The sequence below is a fragment of the Rhodococcus aetherivorans genome, assembly GCF_025722975.1.
Lineage (GTDB): Bacteria > Actinomycetota > Actinomycetes > Mycobacteriales > Mycobacteriaceae > Rhodococcus > Rhodococcus aetherivorans.
Genome location: NZ_CP106982.1, coordinates 673,692 through 694,932, shown reverse-complemented (window position 1 = coordinate 694,932; position 21,241 = coordinate 673,692). Strand labels below are relative to the sequence as shown.

21 protein-coding genes are annotated in these 21,241 nt (G+C 70.7%); 5 read left to right on the top strand and 16 right to left on the bottom strand.

Annotated features, from left to right (window positions below):
- Nucleotides 1-83 precede the first annotated feature (83 nt).
- From OCS65_RS03250 to OCS65_RS03235, 4 genes are all read right to left on the bottom strand, one after another.
- Complete coding sequence (locus OCS65_RS03250; RefSeq protein ID WP_029546566.1) at nucleotides 84-1,268, bottom strand: ABC transporter substrate-binding protein; 1,185 nt, start codon at nucleotides 1,266-1,268, stop codon at nucleotides 84-86.
- A 105-nt stretch (nucleotides 1,269-1,373) separates the two neighbouring features.
- Nucleotides 1,374-2,624, bottom strand: a complete 1,251-nt coding sequence (locus tag OCS65_RS03245) for an MFS transporter (RefSeq protein ID WP_231772327.1) — start codon at nucleotides 2,622-2,624, stop codon at nucleotides 1,374-1,376.
- Complete coding sequence (fdxA, locus tag OCS65_RS03240; RefSeq protein WP_029546568.1) at nucleotides 2,621-2,938, bottom strand: ferredoxin; 318 nt, start codon at nucleotides 2,936-2,938, stop codon at nucleotides 2,621-2,623. The genes OCS65_RS03245 and fdxA overlap by 4 nt, the downstream gene beginning before the upstream one ends.
- 66 nt (nucleotides 2,939-3,004) lie before the next feature.
- Nucleotides 3,005-4,213, bottom strand: coding sequence for an MFS transporter (locus tag OCS65_RS03235; protein WP_006941669.1), 1,209 nt, complete (start codon nucleotides 4,211-4,213; stop codon nucleotides 3,005-3,007).
- Between the two features lie 117 nt (nucleotides 4,214-4,330).
- On the opposite strand from OCS65_RS03235, the gene OCS65_RS03230 reads away from it, so the two are divergent.
- The gene (locus OCS65_RS03230; RefSeq protein WP_006941671.1) at nucleotides 4,331-5,089 is read left to right on the top strand and encodes a M50 family metallopeptidase; all 759 of its coding nucleotides are present in this window, start codon (nucleotides 4,331-4,333) and stop codon (nucleotides 5,087-5,089) included.
- Here OCS65_RS03230 and OCS65_RS03225 read toward each other — a convergent pair whose 3' ends face one another.
- The gene (locus OCS65_RS03225) at nucleotides 5,090-5,752 is read right to left on the bottom strand and encodes a cyclase family protein (protein WP_231772326.1); all 663 of its coding nucleotides are present in this window, start codon (nucleotides 5,750-5,752) and stop codon (nucleotides 5,090-5,092) included.
- Between the two features lie 64 nt (nucleotides 5,753-5,816).
- On the bottom strand, nucleotides 5,817-7,241 hold the full coding sequence (locus tag OCS65_RS03220) for an FUSC family protein (protein ID WP_029546572.1): 1,425 nt from the start codon (nucleotides 7,239-7,241) through the stop codon (nucleotides 5,817-5,819).
- A gap of 72 nt (nucleotides 7,242-7,313) precedes the next feature.
- Here OCS65_RS03220 and OCS65_RS03215 point away from each other — a divergent pair, with 72 nt between their 5' ends.
- A complete protein-coding gene (locus OCS65_RS03215) occupies nucleotides 7,314-7,826 on the top strand; it encodes a MarR family winged helix-turn-helix transcriptional regulator (RefSeq protein ID WP_006941674.1) in 513 nt (170 codons plus the stop codon).
- A gap of 9 nt (nucleotides 7,827-7,835) precedes the next feature.
- Here OCS65_RS03215 and OCS65_RS03210 read toward each other — a convergent pair whose 3' ends face one another.
- Complete coding sequence (locus OCS65_RS03210; RefSeq protein WP_043803162.1) at nucleotides 7,836-8,309, bottom strand: hypothetical protein; 474 nt, start codon at nucleotides 8,307-8,309, stop codon at nucleotides 7,836-7,838.
- Between the two features lie 62 nt (nucleotides 8,310-8,371).
- A complete protein-coding gene (locus OCS65_RS03205) occupies nucleotides 8,372-9,184 on the bottom strand; it encodes a DUF72 domain-containing protein (protein WP_231772325.1) in 813 nt (270 codons plus the stop codon).
- A gap of 108 nt (nucleotides 9,185-9,292) precedes the next feature.
- On the opposite strand from OCS65_RS03205, the gene OCS65_RS03200 reads away from it, so the two are divergent.
- Nucleotides 9,293-9,886, top strand: a complete 594-nt coding sequence (locus OCS65_RS03200; RefSeq protein ID WP_037201226.1) for an HdeD family acid-resistance protein — start codon at nucleotides 9,293-9,295, stop codon at nucleotides 9,884-9,886.
- A 21-nt stretch (nucleotides 9,887-9,907) separates the two neighbouring features.
- Here OCS65_RS03200 and OCS65_RS03195 read toward each other — a convergent pair whose 3' ends face one another.
- Complete coding sequence (locus tag OCS65_RS03195) at nucleotides 9,908-10,318, bottom strand: PPOX class F420-dependent oxidoreductase (protein WP_231772324.1); 411 nt, start codon at nucleotides 10,316-10,318, stop codon at nucleotides 9,908-9,910.
- Between the two features lie 156 nt (nucleotides 10,319-10,474).
- Here OCS65_RS03195 and OCS65_RS03190 point away from each other — a divergent pair, with 156 nt between their 5' ends.
- Nucleotides 10,475-10,795: a GYD domain-containing protein gene (locus OCS65_RS03190; RefSeq protein ID WP_010594059.1), complete on the top strand. Its 321-nt coding sequence runs from the start codon at nucleotides 10,475-10,477 to the stop codon at nucleotides 10,793-10,795.
- A gap of 170 nt (nucleotides 10,796-10,965) precedes the next feature.
- Here the strand turns inward: OCS65_RS03190 and OCS65_RS03185 are convergent, their stop codons facing one another.
- The gene (locus OCS65_RS03185) at nucleotides 10,966-12,651 is read right to left on the bottom strand and encodes an AMP-binding protein (RefSeq protein WP_231772323.1); all 1,686 of its coding nucleotides are present in this window, start codon (nucleotides 12,649-12,651) and stop codon (nucleotides 10,966-10,968) included.
- A 239-nt stretch (nucleotides 12,652-12,890) separates the two neighbouring features.
- On the opposite strand from OCS65_RS03185, the gene OCS65_RS03180 reads away from it, so the two are divergent.
- Complete coding sequence (locus tag OCS65_RS03180; protein WP_231772322.1) at nucleotides 12,891-13,718, top strand: IclR family transcriptional regulator; 828 nt, start codon at nucleotides 12,891-12,893, stop codon at nucleotides 13,716-13,718.
- A 78-nt stretch (nucleotides 13,719-13,796) separates the two neighbouring features.
- On the opposite strand, the gene OCS65_RS03175 is transcribed toward OCS65_RS03180, so the two are convergent.
- The 6 genes from OCS65_RS03175 to OCS65_RS03150 form a co-directional block, all read right to left on the bottom strand.
- The gene (locus tag OCS65_RS03175; protein ID WP_231772321.1) at nucleotides 13,797-14,048 is read right to left on the bottom strand and encodes a hotdog fold domain-containing protein; all 252 of its coding nucleotides are present in this window, start codon (nucleotides 14,046-14,048) and stop codon (nucleotides 13,797-13,799) included.
- A 130-nt stretch (nucleotides 14,049-14,178) separates the two neighbouring features.
- Nucleotides 14,179-15,306, bottom strand: a complete 1,128-nt coding sequence (locus tag OCS65_RS03170) for an acyl-CoA dehydrogenase family protein (protein ID WP_029546579.1) — start codon at nucleotides 15,304-15,306, stop codon at nucleotides 14,179-14,181.
- A 1-nt stretch (nucleotide 15,307) separates the two neighbouring features.
- Nucleotides 15,308-16,516, bottom strand: a complete 1,209-nt coding sequence (locus OCS65_RS03165) for an acyl-CoA dehydrogenase family protein (protein WP_006941685.1) — start codon at nucleotides 16,514-16,516, stop codon at nucleotides 15,308-15,310.
- Nucleotides 16,517-16,548: 32 nt separating this feature from the next.
- A complete protein-coding gene (locus tag OCS65_RS03160) occupies nucleotides 16,549-18,750 on the bottom strand; it encodes an acyl-CoA dehydrogenase family protein (protein WP_231772320.1) in 2,202 nt (733 codons plus the stop codon).
- Nucleotides 18,751-18,753: 3 nt separating this feature from the next.
- Nucleotides 18,754-19,890 carry a steroid 3-ketoacyl-CoA thiolase gene (locus OCS65_RS03155; RefSeq protein ID WP_029546581.1) on the bottom strand — a complete coding sequence of 379 codons (1,137 nt, stop codon included), beginning with the start codon at nucleotides 19,888-19,890 and terminating at the stop codon, nucleotides 18,754-18,756.
- 118 nt (nucleotides 19,891-20,008) lie between these two features.
- On the bottom strand, nucleotides 20,009-21,214 hold the full coding sequence (locus OCS65_RS03150) for a DegT/DnrJ/EryC1/StrS family aminotransferase (protein WP_006941691.1): 1,206 nt from the start codon (nucleotides 21,212-21,214) through the stop codon (nucleotides 20,009-20,011).
- Nucleotides 21,215-21,241 lie beyond the last annotated feature (27 nt).

Sequence of the window (21,241 nt, the reverse complement as noted above, 5' to 3'; positions counted from 1 at the left end):
CGGCCGGGATTCCCCGGCGGCGGTGCGATGTTCTTCCGGTCATTCGTCGAACTCCTTGGTGCACAGGTGCGGAGCGATCCGCACTACTTCGCCGATTCCTGGTCGTCGATCAGCACTTCTTCCGTGCCGTTCCATTCCACGAGCACGCCGTTGACGCGCATGTCGTTGCCTTCGAAGCGCACCGGGCCGAGCGCGCCGTCGAAGCCCTCGGCCACGACCTGCTCGAGGCCGCGCTGCAGGTCGTCGCGGGACGCACCGCCGGCGTTCTTGGCAGCGTGGGCGAGCATCCAGGTCGCGTCGTAGCCCTCGGCCGCGTAGTTGAGCGGATTCTCCCCGTTGTACTCGGCGCGGTACGCCTCGACGAACTGCTGCGAGGACTCGTCCTTCTGGTGGAAGCTGAAGTCGGTGGCCCAGTACATGCCCGCGCCCGCGGCACCGGCGGGTGCGAGGTTGCCCGCGCCGGCGGCGGGGTTGCCCACCACGGTGCCGGTGTAGCCGGCCTGGCGCAGCTGCGACATGGCCGTGGAGTTGCCGGCGCCGACGAGCAGGACGATGACCGCGTCGGGCTTCTCACCGGCGATCTTCGTTGCGGTGGTGCCGAAGTCCTGCGTGGTGGCCTGGACGGAGGTGCTCGACAGGATCCGGTAGCCGTACTTCTCCTGGCCCTCGGGGATGGTCTTCTCACCGAGTCCGGCGAGGGTGACGTTGCCCGCGTTGTAGAGCACGCTCACGGTCTTCACACCCTGCTGCTGCAGCCGCTCGAGCGCCTTGACGAAGTAGGTCTCCATCGGAGCCGTCGCGCGGTAGGTGTAGTCGCCGATGACGACGCCCTCGCTGCCGGACTGGGTGAAGATCGTCGGCAGCCCGGCCCGTTCCACGAGCGGGGCGATCGCGACGGCATGGGCGCTGAGCACCGGTCCGAGTAGGGCGCTGACACTCTTGTCGGTCAGCGTCTCGGTGGCCTGGCTGACCGCGGTCTGCGTATCGCTCGCCGAATCACGCTTCTGCAGAACGATCTTCGAGTCACCCAGGTAATTCTGCTCGTTGATCTCCTGGATCGCGAGTTCGATGCCCTTGAGCTGGCTGTTGCCGACGTACGCCGTGGTGCCGGTCTGGTCGGTCACGGAGACGACCTTGATCTCGGCCGGCAGGTCACCGTCGGCGACGGTGCCGTTTCCGCCGGAGCCGCAGGCGGCCGTGAACAGGACGCCGAACGCGCTCGCGGCTCCGAGCAGACGACGCCGGACTTTCCGGTCGACTCGAGACATGTGTGCACCTTCCGGTCGAATGATATGCATCATTAGTCGTGATGCCCGTCACAGTAGAGCCACGCCGACGAAATGTCCAGAGGTCGATCCGGATATGCGCAGGAATTATTTGCGGGCGGGGACGCGTACGGGGTCCACGGCGACGGCCGGTGTCCACCGACCCCGTCCCGCCCCCGCGACGGCCACACAGAAGAGGACAAAAATCGTTACCGCACCGGCGGATCCGTAGGAGTATCCCCACGCCGACGAGAAGGCGCCGGCCACCAGGATCATCACCGCCGCGAAGCCGTACGACGAACACGCGTACAGCGACGTGCTCCTCCCCTGCTCCACCGGCGTCATGCCGACGGTGAGCAGGATGAGGCCCTGCGCGTATGCGAAGCCCTGCCCGATGCCCCACAGGAAGCTGCCGGCCAGTACCGGCCACAGCGTGCGGGCGACGAGGCCGGCGGCGACGAACACGCCACCACCGGCGAGCAGGAGCAGACACAGCTGGGGCCCCGGGGAACGGCCTGCGGCCCGGGCGAGGTAGGGGCCCAACCAGGCCGTGACGAGCAGGATGATGGCGGCGAGGACGCCGACCACCAGCAGCTCGGACCCGATCCCGTCGCGCAACGCCGACGGCAGCACGCCGACGGCGATGCCGCCGACCGTCCACCCGGCCGCACCCAATCCGTAGGCGGGCAACCTGTTCCGGTCGAACGCGGCGCCCGCGCCGGCCGGAACGGGCCCCGCCGGGCGCGGGGGCTCGGCATGCCGGAGCGCGGAGAGCCGGCGCCTGTTCCCCCACAGCGCGGCGGCGAGCAGCAGTCCCGAGAGCACGAGGGAGACGGCGTGCAGCCGATAGATGAGAACGGTGGGCTCCGGCAGCAATTGGGCGACGGTGGCCGCGGCGATCAGGCCGAGGAACGAGCCGGCGATCGCGCCGGTCGCCGCAAGGGTGCGGCCCGCGTCGCCGCGCGCCGCCACGGCGAGCGTGGCGGCGGATCCGGTGGCGAGCCCGACACACGTTCCGGTCAGGGCACGGCCGACGAAGAGCAGCCCGGCGGTGTCGGCACCGGACCACAGGGCGACGTCGCCGAGGACCCCGACGACGAGCGCACCCGGCAGGACGGCCCACGCGAACCGTCCGAGCGCGGTCCTGCTCACGACCAGGAACATCGACACCAGGGCGACGAAGTACGTCACGAACAGGGCGGCCAGCACGAACGGGGACAGGCCCAGATGGTCCTCGTACAACGGCAGGATCGGGCCCGGAATGTTGGACCCGACGACGGCGAACGTGAATGCGGCCGCCACCGCGGCGCCCAGGAGCACCGGTCCCCGGCCGGGTCGCGGAGCCCGGACCGCGATCATGCCCGTACGGGCAGACTCTTCACGAGCGGTGGGTCGTAGTCGGTCTTTCCGATCTTGGAAGCGCCGCCCGGTGAGCCGATCTCGGCGAAGAAGTCGGCGTTGATCTGCGTGTACCCGGCGCGATCCTCGGGGACGTCGTCCTCGAAGAAGATCGCCTCCACGGGGCAGACGGGTTCGCAGGCGCCGCAGTCGACGCATTCCTCCGGGTTGATGTACATCATCCGGCCGCCCTCGTAGATGCAGTCCACCGGACACTCCTCGATGCAGGCCTTGTCGAGGACGTCGACACAGGGCTCGGTGATGGTGTAGGTCACTGCACACTCCTCCGATTCGATGACCGCGTGATTTAGGTCATAATCATATTCATTGATTGTCGGGTGTCAATGGGTGTCCGCTCCGAGTGCCTCGACGACCGGCCGGCGACGCACCACCGCGACCTCGGCACCGCAGACGCAGGCCAGGAAGAACCCGCAGAAGGCGTAAGTCGCCGGGCGCAAGCCGATTCCGTCCGCCAGGAATCCCAGCCCGAGGATCCCCGACCCGACGGTGGCGTATCCGGCGAGCCACACCATGGACACCACTTCGGCGGTCCGCCCCTCCGGCGCATACCCACGCGCGAGGGTGAGCCCGGCGAGCTGTGCCAGGCTCTGACCCAGGCCTGCCGCGATCGCGGCCACGACGATGACGGGCACCGAGGCGGCGCCGACGGCGACGGCGATGAGCACCGCGGCCAGCGCGGAAACCGAGAGCCCGACCACCGCGACCCGGTAGATGCTCATCCGGCGGACGAGGAACTGCGCCCCGGCCCCGGCCCCGAAGACCACGAACGACACCGCGCCGGCCAGGGTTCGCGTGTCGTTGCCGAGCAGGTCGGCGATCAACGCCGGGCCGAGCGAGATGAACAGCCCCGCCAGCGCGAAGGGGCTGCCGGCCACAGCCATGGACAGCAGCACGGTTCCCGCGATCTCGCGCGGGATGCTCGGCAGCTGCACCCAGCGACCGCCCACCCCGGCCGGACGACCGCCGACGGCGGTCAGCGGTATCGCGGCCGCCGCCAGCGGAACGATCAGCACCAGGAAGACCAGCCGTGTGGGCGCCGGCGCGACGTCGGCCAGCACCCCGGAGAGCAGCGGCCCCACGGCCGACCCGGCGACGGGTGCCGCGCTCGCGTACAGCGCGGCACGCGCTCCGCGGCCGGGGCCGAACGCGTCGGCGATCGCCGCCGACCCCGCCGCGCCGAACGCCCCGGATGCGAGGCCGATGAAGAACCGCCCCGCCTCCAGCCACAGGGGCGTGCGGGCCGTCGCGAACACGAGGCAGGCCACGATCGCGAGACCCAGGGCGGGCAGCAGGACGGCCCGACGTCCGAATCGGTCCGAAGCGCGGCCACCGAACACCAGCGCCACGACCGACCCGACTATGTAACTGACGAAGATCAGGCTGACCGTGCTGGGTGGAAAACCCATCTCGCGCTGCCAGACCACATACAGCGGAGCCGGGGCATTGCTCGCCGCGAACACGAGGAACACCGACAGTGCGATCCACGACGGCCGAGCCACCCGGCGCCTTTCCAGAACCTCGACCGACACCCGGCCTCCCTATTGATATGAATGATTAGCCCCTATAGAGAGTGGCACATTCCCGGCGCCCGTGGAGCGAATTGCCGGACCGTACGATGGCGGACTCCCGAGAGAAAGGTGCCGACCGTGGACCCTGAGGCCGATCCGTCCACGCCACTCGAGTCCTTCGGGTCGGCGGTCCGCGCCGGATGGCACGCCGTCTCCGCGGTGAGCGAGCCCGCGCCGCCCCTGCTCGTCGCCCTCACCGCCACCGTCGCGCTGGTGCTGGTGACGGTGCGCCCGCTGTGGCTGGTGACGCGGCATGTGATCACCCAGGCACACGAGGGCTCGCACGCGCTCGTCGCACGGCTCGTGGGCCGGCAGCTGGCGGGCATCCGCCTGCACAGCGACACCTCGGGCGTGACCGTGTCCTCCGGCAACCCACGCGGGCCGGGCATGATCGCCACCGCGTTCGCCGGGTACACCGGCCCGGCCGTGCTCGGGTTCGTGGCCGCGACCCTGCTCACCGTCGACCGGCCCGCGGCGGTGCTGTGGTCCGTGCTGGCCGCGCTCGCCCTGCTGATCCTGTTGATCCGCAACTTCTTCGGATTCGTCTCGGTGCTGGCGGCCGGCGCGGTGATCGGGACCGCCGCCTACTACGGCGACGAGCTGGTGCGCTACACCGTCGCGTACCTGACCACCTGGGTGCTGCTGTTCGGCGCCACCCGGCCGGTGCTCGAACTGGCGCGCACCCACCGGCGCGGCCGCGGGCACGGCTCCGACGCGGATCAGCTGCGGTGGCTCACCCGGGTGCCGACGGCGGTATGGATCGTGGCGTTCGCGGTCGTCACGCTCGGTACCGCGGCGTACGGCACCGCACGCATCGTCGCGACGCAGGTGCCCTGATCACGGCTCGAGCGCGATCGCCACGGCCCGCACCGGGGCGCCGTCCGCGTCCCGCAGCCGCAGCGGAAGAAGACTGATCAGCGGATCGGGAAAGTCGACGAGTTCGAGGTTGCACAGGTTCTCGCACACGATGCCGCCGGCCTCGGCGACGAGGCGATGCGCGGGATAGTCACTGCCGAGGGCGGAATCGATGCTCGGGGCGTCGAGGCCGATGGTGCGCACGCCCCGCCCGAGCAGCCACCGGCACGCGTCCTCCGACAGACAGGGGTGCTCGAAGTAAGCATCGGTGCCGTAGTGCTCGGCCCACCCGGTATGCAGGAGGACGATGTCGCCGGGGCCCGGGTCCGGTCCGCCGGCCACTCCGTCGACGACGTGCCGCCGCGTCACCGCGGTGCGCGGCGGCAGGCCCCGCACGTCCAGGACGATCCCGCGACCCACGAAATGTTCGAGCGGCACCCGGTCGATCGGCGCGGCCCCGGCGCGCATGTGCAGCGGGGCGTCGACGTGCGTTCCGGTCTGCGAGCCGATCTCCACCCGCAGCAGGTTGTACCCGTCGCGCTCGAGCGTCGCGTGCGGCGTCAGCACCGGCACGGGATCGCCCGGGTAGACCTGGGTGTCGCCGGAGACGGTGCGGCTCAGGTCGACGATCCGGCGCACGCGCATGCGCCGATGCTAACGGGTGACCCGCGATCCGCGGGGTCACGCAGCGCCGCCGCGCGGGGCTCACTCAGCGCGCCGGCGCTGCCGTGAGGTGATGCCGGTCGGCGCGGTCGATCGTCGCGGCCGCGACGAGCACGCCGACCACCACACCGACGAGGGTGTCGGCGATCCGGCTCAGCGCGATCTCCGGCCCGACGGACGCCCCGAGACCGGTGAGGAGCAGTGCCATCGCGGTCACCGCGACGGAGGTCGCTGCGTAGTTCTTCATCACGTACAGTTCCGCCACCGTCTGCAGGACGACGATGGCCAGCGCGTACGGCCAGTAGTCGAGGGACAGCGCGAGCAGCGCGGCGGCGAGCACCGCGCCTGCGACGTTGCCGAGCAACCGCTGGATCGCGCGCTGCACGGTGTTCCGGTAGTTGGCCCCCTGCAACGCGGCCATCGCGCCCATCGTCGCCCACAGCGGGTGCTGTAGACCGGCGGCCTCGGCGAACCAACCCGCGATCAGCGCGGCGAGCAGCACCCGGCCCGCGCCGACGAGAAGCGCGCGATCGCGCAACCGGGCGAATCCCTCTCGCGCGAACCCGGCGGGCCGCGCGAGGACCGGCGCCCCAGCCGCATCGACGCGAGGAATCGCGATGTCGCGCCGCACCTTTCGCAGCTCGGCCTCGAACAGGGCGAATTCGGCGACGCGATCGGCCGCGACGCCGGATGCGGCCCCGTCGACGACCGTCTCGGCCGCGTCGAGCAGCGCGAGCAGTTCGTGGGTGTGCCGGTCGGTCCGGCTGAATCCGAGCGCGAGAACCTCGTGGGCGCGGGCGATCGCCGCCCGGGCGCCCGGCACGGCCCGTTCGCCGTCGCGTTCGATCGCCGCGACCGCCGCCAGGGCCCGGGCCACGGCGAGCCGGGCGGGACCGTGCGGGTGATGCAGCGCGGGCAGCATCGCGACGGCCCAGCCGACGAGCGCGCCGAGGGCCGTCGCGACGACCACGTCGCGCACGTCTACGGCGGTGCGGGCGAATCCGGCGGCACCGGCCGCGGCGAAGATGAGGATCACCGGGCCGGGGCCGGACAGCCGGAAGGCGCCGAGGATCCAGAAGGCGATCGCGGCCGCGACGGAGAGCACCGCGATCTGCGTCCACATGGCCGCACCGGTGGTCCCCACGGCGGCACCGAGTGCGGCGTACCCGACCACCCCGAGGCCGACCACCGCGATCTTGCCGGCCTGCTGCGAGTAGGGCTCGTGCCGGCCGAACGCCGAGGCGAGTGCACCGAGGGCGGCGAAGCCGGCCGGATGCGGCAGATCCAGCAGCCCTCCCGCGACGAGGACTACGAGAACTGCCGCCCCGACGCGCAGCGCCGGAGCGCGCGTGGCGTCCGCACTGCGGAACTCGAGCGACTCGCGCCACGCCGTCGGCGAGAGGGAGTGCGCGAGGGCGATCCGCGAGTGACGGAGGCGGCTGCGGTCCGGGACAGAGGTAGCGAGGGGCACTCCCCCAGTGTAGATACTTCACGTATAAATTAAATATAAATCGATTGTGAGACTCATCGCTAGAATGGGCCCATGACGGACGCCACCCAGCCCGAGGACTTCGTCGACCGCGTGCGGGTCGGCTGGGCCGAGACGTACCCCGACATCGACACGCGACCCATCGACGTCGTCGGCCGCATCACGCGGATCAGCTCCCTGGTGCTCGCCCAACTGGACCGCGAACTCGTCCCCAGCGGCGTCACGCGCCCCGAATTCGAGGTGCTGTGCGCCCTCGCCCGCAGCGAATCACCGCTGCGCGCCAGCGAAGTCACCTCCGTCACCGGACTGAGTGGCGCTTCCACCACCAAGCACGCGGACCGCCTCGTCGGACTCGGCCTCGTCGAACGTCAGCGCTTCGAGCGGGACGGTCGCGTGGTCCTGCTCGCACTCACCGATGCGGGGCGAGCCGTGGTCGACACCGAGTTCCCGCGCCGCCTCACCCGGGAACGCCACCTGCTCGACGGATTCACCGACGGCGAACTCGACACCCTCACCGCTCTGCTGCGGCGCCTCACCCGCGAGGTCGAGGCGCAGACCCGGCCCTGATCCGGGACGTCAGGGCAGCTCGATCGTCTCTGCGCGTTCGATCTCGCCCAGCGCGCGGCGCAGGTAGAGCTCGGGACCCGCCCGGCGTGCCGCGAGCAGATCCGCGAGCACGACCAGCCCCGCCCGCAGGTACTCGTCGGGGCGAGCCTTCGGCGCGTCGGGATCGGACACCCCGAGCGTGCCGGTGAGCACCGCGACCAGCGTGTCCGGCTGCAGCGACGGCAGCCACGTCGACGCCGTGCGCGCGCTGCGCTCCAGCACCGCCTGCACGTCCTCACCGGTCAGCCCGTCCGGATGCAACTCCTCGAGCAGTTCCCGCATCATCGTCGCGTGTACCCCGGCGACCTGCTCGTACGGCAACGCGGCGAGCTCGGCCACCGCGTCCTCCCACGCCGGCACCGACTGCGCCCGGGCCGCGGCGAGCGCGGTCGCGGTGTGATCCGCAACGTCGCGTGCGATCTCCGGCCACTGCGTTGGCCACACGATGTCCTCCTGGGGTTGCCGACGTGTCGGCGCCAGCCTGCCAGCCGGCACCGACATCCGTGTCACACCCGGCGTTGTAGCTCGAGCGCGTCCGACGGCGCGTAGCCCTTGATGTCGTTGTCGAAGTACACGTACACGTCGCGCCCCTCGGAGCGCCAACCGCGGATCCGGGCCGCCCACTCGTCCAGCGCCTCGGGGGTGTAGCCGCTGGCGTACAGCTCGGTGTCGCCGTGCAACCGCAGGTAGACGAAATCGGTGGTGGCCTCGGTGAGGAACGGGAAGCGGCCCGCGGTGTCCGCGACGACGAGGGCGACGTCGAGCCGGCGGAGCAGGGCGGCCGCCTCCTCGTCGGCGAAGCTGGGGTGGCGCACCTCGAGCGCGTACCGGATCGGCCGGTCCGCGTCGATCTCGGTCCACACCCGGTCCTCGCGCACCTTGTCCGTGTGCCGCGCCGCGAGCGCCGCGGCCTCGCGCGTCGACGCGGGCAGGCTCGTGAGAAATGCGCCGAGGCGGTCCGGCTCGAATGCCAGAGTGGGGGGCAGTTGCCACAGCACCGGTCCGAGCTTGGGACCGAGGGCGAGCACACCGGAGGCGAAGAAGTTGGCGAGGGCGTCGTCCACGTCGACGAGGCGCTTCATGTGGGTGACGTACCGGCCGCCCTTGACGGCGAAGACGAACCCGTCCGGTGTCTCGTCCCGCCACCGCAGGAAGCTCGACGGTCGCTGCAGCGCATAGAAGGTGCCGTTGATCTCGATCGATCCGAACCGCTCCGCGGCGTACTCGAGTTCGCGGCGCTGCACCAGCCCCGCCGGGTAGAAGTCACCGCGCCATTCGGCATACCGCCAGCCGGAGATCCCGATCCGCACCCGAGCCATCGGTCCACGGTAACGCTCGTCACGACTGGGAATCGGATCGTCGTTCGGCAGGCGCCGGGCGCGGCACGGGCCTACGCTGTGCCCGAACTACGAGACCGCATCCTAGGAGTGGCCGTGTCCGAGAGAGCTTTCACCGCAAACGATCAGTTCAGTCCCCTGTTCAAACAGATGTGGTGGTTGGTGCTGATCCGAGGCATCCTCGCCGTGTTGTTCGGCGTGGTCGCCCTGGTGTGGCCCGGGATCACCGTCTGGGCCCTGGTGGTGGTGTTCGGCATCTATGCCATCGTCGACGGCGTGGTGCTCGTCTACCACTCGATTCGTGACCGGGCCCGCCTCGACGGCTGGGGATGGTGGCTCGCGATGGGCTTGGTCTCCATCGCCGCCGGCATCGTCGCCCTCGTCTGGCCGGCGGCCACCGCGCTCGTGGTGCTGTACATCATCGCGTTCTATGCGATCCTCTTCGGCGTCACCGGCATCATCGGTGCGCTGAGCTTCCGGAAGGTACCGAACTCCGGGTGGGGATGGTCGCTGTTCGCCGGGATCCTCGCCGTCCTGCTCGGCGTCGTGCTGCTGATCTTCCCGGGCAGCGGCATCATCAGCCTGATCTGGTTGCTCGGCATCTACGCGATCCTCTTCGGCGTGCTGCTGATCGTCCTTTCCTTCCAGATCCGCAAGGTGGCCAAGGCGGCCGGGCTCGTGTGAGCCCGGCCGCCCGGGGCCGGCTCAGGCGACGTCCTTGAGCCGGCCCCACGCGTGCCAGCGGTCGATGTCGATCCAGGCACTCACCCGCGGCCGGTTGCGCACCCCGTACGGCTTGCCGGTGTAGTGCCGCGCGATCCGGTCGATGTCGGTCAGTTCCGGGTCGTCGGCGAACTCGGTGACCCGGCCCTGGATGCTCACGTGCGTCACCCAGTCCGTCGGGTCCATGGCGCTGAGACTGACCCGGGGATCGCGCCGCAGGTGCCCGAGGCGGGTGCGACCGCCGTCCATGTTGACCAGGATGCGGCCGTTCTCGAACAGATACCAGGTGGGCACCGACACCGGATGTCCGTCGGCGCGCAACGTGCTGATCGTGGCGTAATTCGGCTGGGCCAGCATCTCGGCGACGGCCTGCGGCAGCGGGGCTTCGGGCACGGCGTGGTCCTTTCCTCGGCGGACGGTGGCGGATGTTCGATCACGAACCTACGCCGGTTCCGGCGGAAACCATCCCGCGACAGGGCCTCCGGGCCGACGATGGGAGGGTCCACGAGCCCGACCATGGAATGGTCCGACAGCCGAGGAGCTGAGAACATGCCGAAGTACCTGTGGCAGGTCACCTACACCCCGGAGGGCGCGCAGGGGCTGCTCTCCGAGGGTGGTTCCGTCCGTAGTTCCGCCATCACCGAGATGGTCGAGAGCGTGGGCGGCAGCGTCGAGTCCGTGCACTTCGCACTCGGCGGGCACGACCTCTACGTCATCGGGGAGGTGCCCGACGACCTCGCCGCGGCCACGCTCGAGTTCCGCACCCGGGCGTCCGGCATCGCGCGTTCCGTGCCGATCCGGCTGCTCACCCCGCAGGAGATGGACGACGCGGTGCATCGCAACGCCGCGTACCGGACGCCCGGGCACTGAGCGGGCCGCTCCCCCCGGCACTGAGCGGGCCGCTCCCCCCGAGCACTGAGCGGGCCGCTCCCCCCGAGCACCGAGCGGGCCGCTCCCCGGGCACCGGCGACGAACTCGAGGCACAGGTCTCCGGGTACTTCGCCGATCGCCCCGCCCGGCTCGGGGTGCCGTCGTTCCGGTCAGGCGACCGGGGTTGCGGCCACCGATCGGGCCGGAAGCAGTCCTGCCCGGCCGTGCGCGACGAACTCGGCCTCGTGGCGGTCCCGCGCGTCCTCGTCGAACGGAACGTACTCGCTGGTTCGTCCCACCCGGACCAGGACCGGATCGTCGGTGCGCCACGCCGCGGACCGCAACGGCGCCTTGTTCACCTTGTTGCTGCCTGTCAACGGGATTCGCTCGACGATCCGCACGAACCGCGGCCACCACTTGTCGCCCATGTCCGGTTGCGCAGCGAGAAACGAACCGAACTGTCGCCCGTCCAGGTGCGCGCCGGGCGACAGTTCGAGTACACACATGACCTGGTCGCCGGTGACCGGATCGGGCACCGCGAAGACCGGGGCGGACAGGACCGCCGGATGACGCTGCAGAATCCGTTCGATCGGTGCCGCGGAGAAGTTCTCGCTGTCGACCCGTAGCCAGTCGGAGGAGCGGCCGGCGAAGTAGAAGTACCCGTCGGCATCCCGGTATCCGAGATCCCCGGACCAGAAGTCGTCGCCCCGGACGCGGTCCGCCATCGCCCCCGGGTTCTTGTAGTAGCCCTCGAACATGCCGGCAGCCCCCACCGCGACGATCTGCCCCACCGCCTCGGGGTTCGTCAGCCGGCCGGTGGCGTCGAACCGGGCGCGTGGGCATTCGTGTCCGGTCGCCTCGTCCAGGATCCGGACGTCGGCGTCGCCGGCGGGCAGGCCCAGCGAGCCCGGCGGAGTCCCGGGCGTGCGGTTGATCCGGAACACTCCCTCACTGAGGCCGTAACCCTCGATCACCGTGCAGCCGAATCGCTCGGCGAAACGCGTGACGTCGGCCTCGGAGGCCTCGGTGCCGAACGCCAGTTCCAGTGTGCCCGTCCGGTCCCGGGGATCCTCGGGCCGGCTCAGCACGTAGGACAGGGCCCGGCCGACGTAGTTGACGAACGTCGCGCCGTACCGGTGGATGTCGTCCCCGAAACGCGAGGCGGAGAACTTGCGGACCATCGCCACCGTGGCCCCCACGCGCATCGCCGTGCCCAGGTTGAGCATGAGCGCATTGCCGTGGAACAAGGGCATGCACAGGTAGGCGACCGAGTCCCGGCGCATCTGTGTCCGGTCGACGAGAACGTCGATCAGCCGGCCGAGTCGCCCCTGGCCGACGACGACCGCCTTGGGCGCCCCGGTCGATCCCGAACTGAACAGCAGAAGGGCAAGTTGCTCAGGCGACGGTGTCGCGGCGGGCGGCTCCACGCCGCGGAACGGTGCGAGCAGTTCGGCGTAGGAGTCCGAGTCGACGTTCAGGATCCGCTCTTCCGCAAGGCCGTGCTCCTCACCGTGGACCAGGTGCGCGAGCCGGTTCTCGGTGACGAGGAGGTCGACGTCCGCGTGGGCGATGTCGTGAGCGATCTCGGGCCCGCCGCGGCTGGCGTTGATTCCGACTACGACGGCGCCGGCGAGCGCCCCGGCTCCTATCCAGAACACGAAATCGGGCACGTTGTCCAGCAGGACCCCGACGTGGCGTTGCCGACCGGCCGGGTCGGTCACGATCGCCTCGAGAGCGGCTGCTCTACAGGCGCTTTCGGACACCACCTCGTCCCAGGTCCAGTCCCTCCCCTCGAAACGCAGTCCGACTTTCGGGTCGCCTCGCCGCGCGAGCAGTACGTCCGTGAATGTCTCCACCGTCCACCTCCGCTGTGTGCAGCATGCGGCGCCTGCCGTCCGGTTCGACGCACCGCCGGGAACCGTCCGGTGCGGAAATGTCGCCGCGGCTGCAACGCCTCGATTCTGTACGAGCGCATCACATCAGAGCAGTCACAGCAGACACGGCCCGTTCCCGCCTGACGGGAGTGCACCGCATTCCGCATAGCGCACCAAGCAAATGCTAGGTAAACTGCACCGAAGGAGGCCAGACATTGACAGTGACGCGTAGTGACTCGATTCCGACGTCGGACATGCCGCGCGAGCAACGCCCCAGCGTGGCGGAACGGTTCACCCAGATCCTCGACGTGTTCGCATCCGGTCCCGACCGGATGTTCCTCGAGGAGATCACGGCCGCCACCGGATTGCCCCGCTCGACCGCCTTCCGCCTGCTCACCCAGCTCGTCGACCTTCACTGGGTCGAACACGACTCCCGCGGATACGGCCCCGGTCTGCGGATGCAGACGATGGCCCGACCCCGGGACTACTCGCAGCTGCGCGCCGCAGCGGCGGGGATGCTCAACGACCTGCAGATCGGCACCGGCGGAGTCGCGCACCTGACGGTGCTCGAAGGCTCGTCCGTCTATTTCCTCGACCGGATCGGGGGCACGGCGAGCGCGGGCATCCCCTCCCAGGTCGCGGCCCGGCTGCCGGCCGAGAGCACCGTCAGCGGACGGGCGCTGCTCGCCGGTCTCGAGCCGGAGAAGGTCGACGCCCTCATGACGGCCGGACCGCACGTACGGTCCCGGGCCGACCTGTCGACACTGCACGACCGTCTGAACCGGGTGCGCCAGCGGCAGGGTCTCGCGTTCGTGCCCGGCCACGCGTGCCCCATGTCCATCAGCGCGGTCGCCGCACCGGTTGTCGGTCCCGACGGCGTCGTGGGTGCGATCTCGGTGGCGTGCCGCGGAACGATCGAACTCGCCCACATCGCACCGATGGTCTGGGCCACCGCGCGCCGCACCTCGCGGATGCTCACACCCGGCCGGCCCGGTTCCACCGCGCGGACCCGTCTGTCGCACCGAACGCACGTGGGTGTCGTGAACTAGAACGTGGCGGCGCGCCGGAGGTCGTCCGGCGCGCCGCGAATTCGAGCTGCCTGCACACTGTTCCGTCGACGGAACCGGTCATTCCTCGACGCGGACGACCACTCCCCGCGCCTCGACCGTGCACTCACCGCGGCATTCGATCCAACCCCCGGCGACGGTCTTCCGGCCCTCGATCTCGACGATCCGCGAATACAGATCCAGCGGCTCGTCGAGCGACGTGCGCCGCAGGTAGCGCAGGTCGAGCGACGCCGTCAGCGAACGACTGCCCCGTGCCTGCATGAGGATGCCGAGCATGCAGTCCAGCAGGTGAGCGCTGAACCCGCCGTGCACGCTGTCGGGCGGGCCCTCGTGCAGGGCGTTCGCGACCAGCCGGGCGCGCCTCGTCCGCGCCGAAGTGGATCTCGAGCGATCGCCCGGCCGGTGCCGCGGCTCGCGCCGGTGACGAGCTGCCCGGCGTTCGTCATGCGGGCGCCCCGATTCCGGGTGCGGATCCGAGGACGTCTCCCAGCTCGGCCGCGGTGGCGTCCGCACCGCCGAGGGTGAAGCACAATTGCCGTCCCCACAGGAAGTAGCGGTGGATCGGGTAGTCCACGTCCGCACCGATACCGCCGTGCAGGTGCTGCGTCGCGTGCACCACCCGCAGACCGCCGCGCGACGCCCACCATGTGGCGACGAGAACCGCGGATTCGGCCTCCTGCTCCCGTCCGGCGTCGAGCAGCCACGCCGCCCTCCGGGTGGTGAGCCGGATCGCCTCGGTGTCGAGGTAGGCGTCTGCGGCCCGCACCGCCACCGCCTGGTTGGTCGACAGCGGACGGTCGAATTGGATTCGCTGCGAGGTGTATTCGGCCGTCGTCTTCAACGCCTGCCCGCACACGCCCAGCTGCACCGCGGCGAGCGCGAGCTGGATCCGGCGGCGCACCCAGGTGACCGTCTCCGCGCCGTCGCCCGGCAGGCGATCGGACGCGGGCACCACGACGTCGTCGAACCGGACGTGGGCGAGGCTGCCGCGGTCGGTTGCGGCGACCGGTTCCACCGTGACCCCGTCCGCCCCGGTCGGTATCACCGCGACGGCGAGCGACCCGTCGTCGCACCGGACCGGAACGATCGTCGCGGCGGCCACGGCTGCGGCGGGCACACCGGCGACGGTTCCGCTGACGACCAGGTCGTCGCCCTTGCTCACCGCCGACAGCGAGGTGAGTTCACCGTAGGGCGCATCGAACGCCGCGACGACGGGTCGGGATCCGTCCACGATGCCGGGGACCAGGCGTTCGACCTGTTCGGCCGTGCCGAAACGGACGATCGCCGATGCGGCCGCCGTCACCGACCACAGCGGTACCGGCGCCACGTGCCGGCCCTGCTGTTCGAGCACCGTGATCAGGCCGAGCAGGCCCATCCCGGCGCCACCGGACTCCTCCGGCACCGCGATGCCGAGCAGACCGGCGTCGGCCAGGGCACTCCACAGCTTCGCGTCGAAGCCGCCCTCGTTCTTTTCCACCTCGACAACCCGATCGACCGGCGCGAGCTGCCGGAAGAGCTGGGACGCCAGGTCCTGCACACTCGTCAGGTCGTCGTCGAGTTCGAAATCCATGTCAGCTCCTCGTGCTGGTGGGGGCGTCGGTGCGGCGACGGGCGGCGAGCGTCATGCCGAGGCACTTGGCGGCGACGATCTCGCGCATCACCTCATTGGTGCCGCCGCCGAAGGTGTTGTTCTGGGCTCTGCGCGCCAGGGTTTCGACGCGTCCCTCGAGGACGGCACCGGGGCTGCCGGGCCGGAGCAGACCCCGCACGCCGAGGATCTCCTGCATCTTGCCGTAGGCGGTGACGACCGCCTCGGTGCCGAAGATCTTCGCCGCCGCGGAATCACCGCCGCCGAGGGTGTTCGCGGCGACGTCCGCGACGAGCCGGAGGTTGACGAGATCGGCGGCGCTGAGCAGCGCGTACGTCTCCGCCAGATTGGCGCGCACCCAGGGCAGGTCGTAGACCGTCCCGGCGCCCAGGGGCTCGGACTGCGCCCAGGCCAGGACGGCGTCGTACAACTCGTTCGCGATGCCACCGCGGGCGGCGAGCGCCACCCGCTCGTGGTTGAGCTGGTTGGTGATCAGGCCCCAGCCCTGGTTCAGCTCGCCGACGACGTTGGTCAGCGGCACGCGGACGTCGTCGTAGTAGGTGGCGGAGGTGCTGATGCCACCGACGGTGTGGATCTCGGTCACCGAGAACCCGGCCGCCGACGTCGGTACCAGCACCACCGAGATGCCCTCGTGCCGCGGCGCGTCCGGATCGGTCCGGACGGCCAGCCAGATCCAGTCCGCGTAGACTCCGGCGCTGGTGAAGATCTTGTTGCCGTTGATGACCAGTTCGTCGCCCTCGATGCGGGCGCGGGTCTGCAACGAGGCGAGGTCGGTGCCCGCGTTCGGTTCGGTGTAGCCGATGGCGAAGATGAGTTCGCCCGCCAGGATCGGCGGCAGAAAGAAGTCCTTCTGCGCCTGGGTACCGTGCTTCATCAGCGCCGGCGCGACGGTGTTGAGGGTGACGAGCGACAGCGGTGCGCCGGCGCGGATCACCTCGTCGTAGAACACGTACAGGGCCTCGGGATCCTCTCCCCGGCCGCCGTATTCGGTGGGCCAGCCGAGACCGAGCCACCCGTCGCGGCCCATCCGCCGCAGGATGCGGTCGAACACGGGACCGCCCTCGGTCTGATCGACGAGTGCGCGCCGGTCGTCGTCGTCGATGATCTCGGCGAAGTAGTTGCGCAGTTCGGTGCGGAGCCGACGTGAGTTGTCGGACAGTTCCGGGTGCATGGCCCCTCCAGGTTCGTGTGATGGATTCGGTGTCAGCGCGGCAGTCCCAGCACGCGACGGGCGATCACGTTGAGCTGGATCTCGATGGTGCCGCCGCCGAACAGCACCGCGGGCAGGCCGATGTGGTCGAGCATGTGGCCGTCGTCGTCGACGGCGCCGACCGGGCCGAGCAGCGAGACCAGCCCGCGCGAGCCGTCGCGTTGGGCGAGGGCGCTGAAGACCTTCTGGACGCTGATCTCCGCGCCGGCGTCGAGACCGGACAACCGTCGCAGCACGCTGCGCAGGTTCATCGCCGACAGGGCCATCTCGCGGCCGGTGTTGCGGCCGAGGACGCGCAACGCGTCGTCGCGGCCGGCGGCGTAGCGGCCCGACTCGACGAGGTCGCGCACCCGCGCGGCCGCGCCGTGCGCGAGCTGTGTGCCCATGCTGAGCCGTTCGTTGGCGAGCGTGGTCACCGCGAGGCGCCAGCCCTGCCCCGGTTCGGAGACCAGACAGTCGTCGGGGACGAAGACGTCGTCGAAGAACACCTCGTTGAACTCCGCGCGCCCGGTCGCCTGCCGCAGCGGCCGCACGTCGAGCCCGTCGCTGCGCATGTCGACGAGGAAGTACGAGATGCCCTCGTGCCTGGGCACATCGGGATCGGTGCGGGCCAGGCAGATACCCCAATCCGCCTCGTGCGCCATCGAATTCCACACCTTCTGTCCGGTGAGGATCCAGCCGCCGTCCACCTTGCGGGCCCGGGTGGACAACCCGGCCAGGTCCGAGCCGGCGCCCGGTTCGCTGAACAACTGGCACCAGACGATCTCGCCGCGCAGGGTGGGCGCGACGAAGCGGCGCTGCTGGTCCTCGCTGCCGTGCAGCAGCAGGGTGGGCAGGGCCCACTCGCCGATGACGGTGGTCGGCTGTTCGAGGCCGCGGCGCGCGAATTCGTCCGCGATCACGGCCTGCTCCTGCGGTCCGGCGGCCAGCCCGTACGGCCGGGGATAGTGCGGCGCGACGAGACCGGCCTCGGCGAGGCGGGCGCGACGTGCCCCGCCTCGCGCCGGCGCCCATCCGTCGCTGTGCACCGCGTCGTCCGGCAGTGCACGTACCTCGTCGAGGACGGCGCCGACCTGCGCGCGCAGCTCCGGTAGCGCATCGGCCTCGACGAAGGAGAAGTCGCGCTCGTCCGACAGTGCGAGCTCACCGAGCCGGCGTGCCCAGACGTCCTCCGGGCCGGCGACGGAGGCGATCGACAGTGCCCGTCGCCAGTACAGGTGCGCGTCGTGTTCCCAGGTGAAGCCGAGACCGCCGAGCAGGGTGACGCATTCGAGCGCCACGTCGACGGCCGCCGGCACTGCCGTCAGTCCTGCCTGCGCCGCCGCGAGCCGCTGCTGCTCCCGGCCCTGCTGCACCGACCGGGCCGCGTCCCACGCTGCGGCACAGGCGATCTCGCTACGCACCAGCATCATCGCAGCCTTGTGCTGCACGGCCTGGAAGCTGCCCACCGGGCGGCCGAACTGGTGCCGGTTGCGGACGTGGTCCACGGCGGTGTCCAGCGCCCACGCCGCAAGCCCGGCCGCCTCGGCGCCGAGCACGGTGTTGACGATCAGCTGCACGTCGTCGTCGTCGATCGCCGGGAGCAGGTGCTCGGGCGTGATCGCCGCTCCGGACAGTCGCAGTCGTCCCACCGAGCGGGTGGGGTCCACGCCGTCGGCGAGCTCGACCTCTCCGGCCGCGGGCGGGAGCCTGAACCACACGGGCGCGCCGTCGGCGGTGGCGCGCACGATCACCTCGTCGGCGCCGGGCAACCCGAGCACCGGCTCGGAGACACCGGTGACCGTCCATCCCCGCCCCGACGTGATCGCGACGAGACCGGGGGTGGTGACGGCGGCACCGGTCGCTCCGTCGGCGAACCGCCGCAACAACTCCGCCGCGGTGCCCTCGGCCGGGAGGGTGGCGGTCAGCGCGCCGGCCACGACGGTGGACACCCATGGCCCGGGTACCAGGGCGCGGCCGAACTGCTCGGCCACGACCGCGAGTTCCGGCAGTCCCGCCCCACCGCCGCCGTGCTCCTCGGGCAGGTGCAGGGCGTGCAGGCCCTGCGCGATGCACGCATCCCAGATCTCGGGCCGCTTGCCCGCCGCCAGGTCGGCGAACGCGGCGCGGGTGCGTTCGATCGGGGCATGGCGACGGGCGAGGCCCGCGACGGAGTCGGCAAGGTCGCGATGGTCGGCGTCGAGTGCAATGGCCATGACTTACATCCGTTCCAGAATCATGCACGTGGTGGCAGCCGACGCGCAGATGGCGATCATCGCGACCTGCCGGTCCCGGCGTTCGAGTTCGTCGATCGCGGTGGCCAGCAGCCGGATTCCGGTGGCGCCGGCCGGGTGACCGAGGGCGATGGCACCGCCGCCGACGTTGAGCACGTCCGGGTCGACCTTGTGCACCTGGGCGAACGACATCGGCACGGCCGCGAAGGCTTCGTTGACCTCGAACAGGTCCACGTCGGCGACCGTCATCCCGGTGCGGTCGAACAGCACCTGCGCCGCGGCCACCGGACCGTCGAGCATGAACTCGGTGTCGCCGCCGATGACGCACTGCGCGAGCAGCCGGGCCCGCGGCGCCGCACCGAGTTCACGTGCCCTGTCCTCGGACATCAGGACCGCGGCGCTCGCCCCGTCGGACACCTGCGACGAGGTGCCGGCGGTGTGGAGACCGCCCTCGATCGTGGCACGCAACCGCGCGAGCGCCTCCATGCCGGTCTCGCGCAGTCCCTGGTCCCGGGTGACCGTGGTGTCGCCGTCGTCGCTCGGGACGGCGACGGGGATGATCTGCCGGTCGAACCACCCGGCGTCCCAGGCGTCGCGCGCCCGCTGCTGCGACCGCAGGCCGAACGCGTCGAGGTCCTCGCGGGAGAAGCCGCGGTGCCGGGCGATGCGATCGGCCGCCGTGTACTGGTCGGGGGTGTCCACCGACCACGACGCCGGCCGCGGGGTGCCGGCGCCGGTGCCGACCTTGTAGGTGAGCGGGACCCGCGACATCAGTTCGACGCCGCACGCCAGGCCGACCTCGAGGGTGCCGAGCGCGATCTGCCCGGCGACGAGATGCACCGCCTGCAGCGCGGTGCCGCACTGGGCGTCGATGGTGGTGGTCCCGGTGTGGGACGGCAGGCCGGCGTGCATCCACGCGGTGCGGGTGATGTTGCCGAACTGCTCCCCGATCGGGGTGACACACCCGCCGACGGCCTGCTCGACGAGGGTGGCATCGAGGTCGAGCCGGTCGAGCACGCCGCGTTGCGCGAGACCGAGCAACTCGGCGGCGTGCAGACCGGAGATCCAGCCGTCGCGCTTGCCGAAGGGGGTGCGTGCGGCGTCGACGATCACGGGCTTCATGCGGGCACCTGCACCCGGGTCCACTGCCGATTGTCGAGCCCGCGGACCTCGCGCCCGAATTCGTCGACGAGGCCGAGGCTGTCGCAGATGCGGCCGGTGAAACGAGACGGCACGGCGGTCACCTCCACTTCGCGGCGAAGGCGTGGATCGCGTCGGTCACGCGGGTGACCTCCTCGTCGGACAGCCCGTGGCTCATGCCGAGCGTCATGCCGCGCTCGAACACCGCATCGGCCTCGGGCAGGCCTTCGTCCGGCACGCGGTGCTCGACGCCCGCCATCATCGGGTGGCGGGTGATGTTGCCGCTCCACACGGTTCGCGTGTCGATGCCCTGCGCGTCGACGAATTCCTGCAGGTCGCTACGGGAGAACGGGGCGTCGGCGGTGACCGTGACGGGATAGCACAACCAGGCGGTGTCGAGTTCATCGGTCTCCACCGGCGTGCTGAAGAACTCGGGGTAGGCGCCGTACGCGGCGGTGAACTCCGCGAAGGTCTTGCGGCGCCGCTCGTAGTTCTGCGCGAGCTTGTTCAGCTGCACGACACCGTAGGCGGCGCCGAGTTCGGACGGCTCGAAGTTCCACGGCAGCAGGTCGAAGATGAAGTCGTTGTCGTAGTCGACCCCGTCCAGATCCTCCCGGAAGACGCGTCCACGTCCGTTGCCGAACAGGTTCGGCTCGGATCGACGTCCCCACCGGCGCAGCAGGAGTGCGCGATCGCGGGTCTGCTCGTCGTCCATCATGACCATGCCGCCGGTGCCGGCACACGTGATGATGTGGGCCATGGAGAAGCTGGTGACGGTCAGGTCGGCGCGCGCGCCGGTGGGCGTGCCGCGCAGCCGGGCGCCGAGGGTGTCGCAGGTGTCCTCGATCACCTTCAGGTCGTGCCGGTCGGCGACGGCCCGGATCGCGTCCCAGTCCGGGCAGTTGCCGGCGAGGTTCGGGATGAGCACGGCGCGGGTCCGGTCGGTGACCATCGCCTCGATCCTGGTGACGTCGACGTTGAACGTGTTCGGTTCGACGTCGACGAAGACCGGTATCAGGCCGGCGCGCACGAGGGGCGCGACGTCGGTGGAGAAGGTCAGCGGCGAGGTGATGACTTCGCTGCCCTTCGGCAGATCGAGCAGCTCGACCGCGAGGTACAGGCCGGAGGATCCGGAGTTGCACATCACGCCGTACTGTTTCCCGGACAGCTCGGGGATGCGGCGTTCGAGCTCGAGGACGTTCTTGCCGATGCGCAGCCCCTGATGGCCGCTGCGCAGGACGTCGACCACCGCTCGGATTTCGTCCTCGCCGTGGGTGGCGCGGGCATAGGTGATGCGTTCGGTCATGTCGGGACTTCCTCTGGATGGGTGGTC

What these genes read in the sequence shown, in the direction of transcription:
- OCS65_RS03150 (WP_006941691.1), bottom strand. Translation starts at nt 21,214, where the DNA reads ATGACCGAACGCATCACCTATGCCCGCGCCACCCACGGCGAGGACGAA.
- OCS65_RS03225 (WP_231772326.1), bottom strand. Translation starts at nt 5,752, where the DNA reads ATGCGCGTGCGCCGGATCGTCGACCTGAGCCGCACCGTCTCCGGCGAC.
- OCS65_RS03160 (WP_231772320.1), bottom strand. Translation starts at nt 18,750, where the DNA reads ATGGCCATTGCACTCGACGCCGACCATCGCGACCTTGCCGACTCCGTC.
- OCS65_RS03155 (WP_029546581.1), bottom strand. Translation starts at nt 19,890, where the DNA reads ATGAAGCCCGTGATCGTCGACGCCGCACGCACCCCCTTCGGCAAGCGC.
- OCS65_RS03165 (WP_006941685.1), bottom strand. Translation starts at nt 16,516, where the DNA reads ATGCACCCGGAACTGTCCGACAACTCACGTCGGCTCCGCACCGAACTG.
- OCS65_RS03250 (WP_029546566.1), bottom strand. Translation starts at nt 1,268, where the DNA reads ATGTCTCGAGTCGACCGGAAAGTCCGGCGTCGTCTGCTCGGAGCCGCG.
- OCS65_RS03190 (WP_010594059.1), top strand. Translation starts at nt 10,475, where the DNA reads ATGCCGAAGTACCTGTGGCAGGTCACCTACACCCCGGAGGGCGCGCAG.
- OCS65_RS03205 (WP_231772325.1), bottom strand. Translation starts at nt 9,184, where the DNA reads ATGGCTCGGGTGCGGATCGGGATCTCCGGCTGGCGGTATGCCGAATGG.
- OCS65_RS03245 (WP_231772327.1), bottom strand. Translation starts at nt 2,624, where the DNA reads ATGATCGCGGTCCGGGCTCCGCGACCCGGCCGGGGACCGGTGCTCCTG.
- OCS65_RS03170 (WP_029546579.1), bottom strand. Translation starts at nt 15,306, where the DNA reads ATGGATTTCGAACTCGACGACGACCTGACGAGTGTGCAGGACCTGGCG.
- OCS65_RS03215 (WP_006941674.1), top strand. Translation starts at nt 7,314, where the DNA reads ATGACGGACGCCACCCAGCCCGAGGACTTCGTCGACCGCGTGCGGGTC.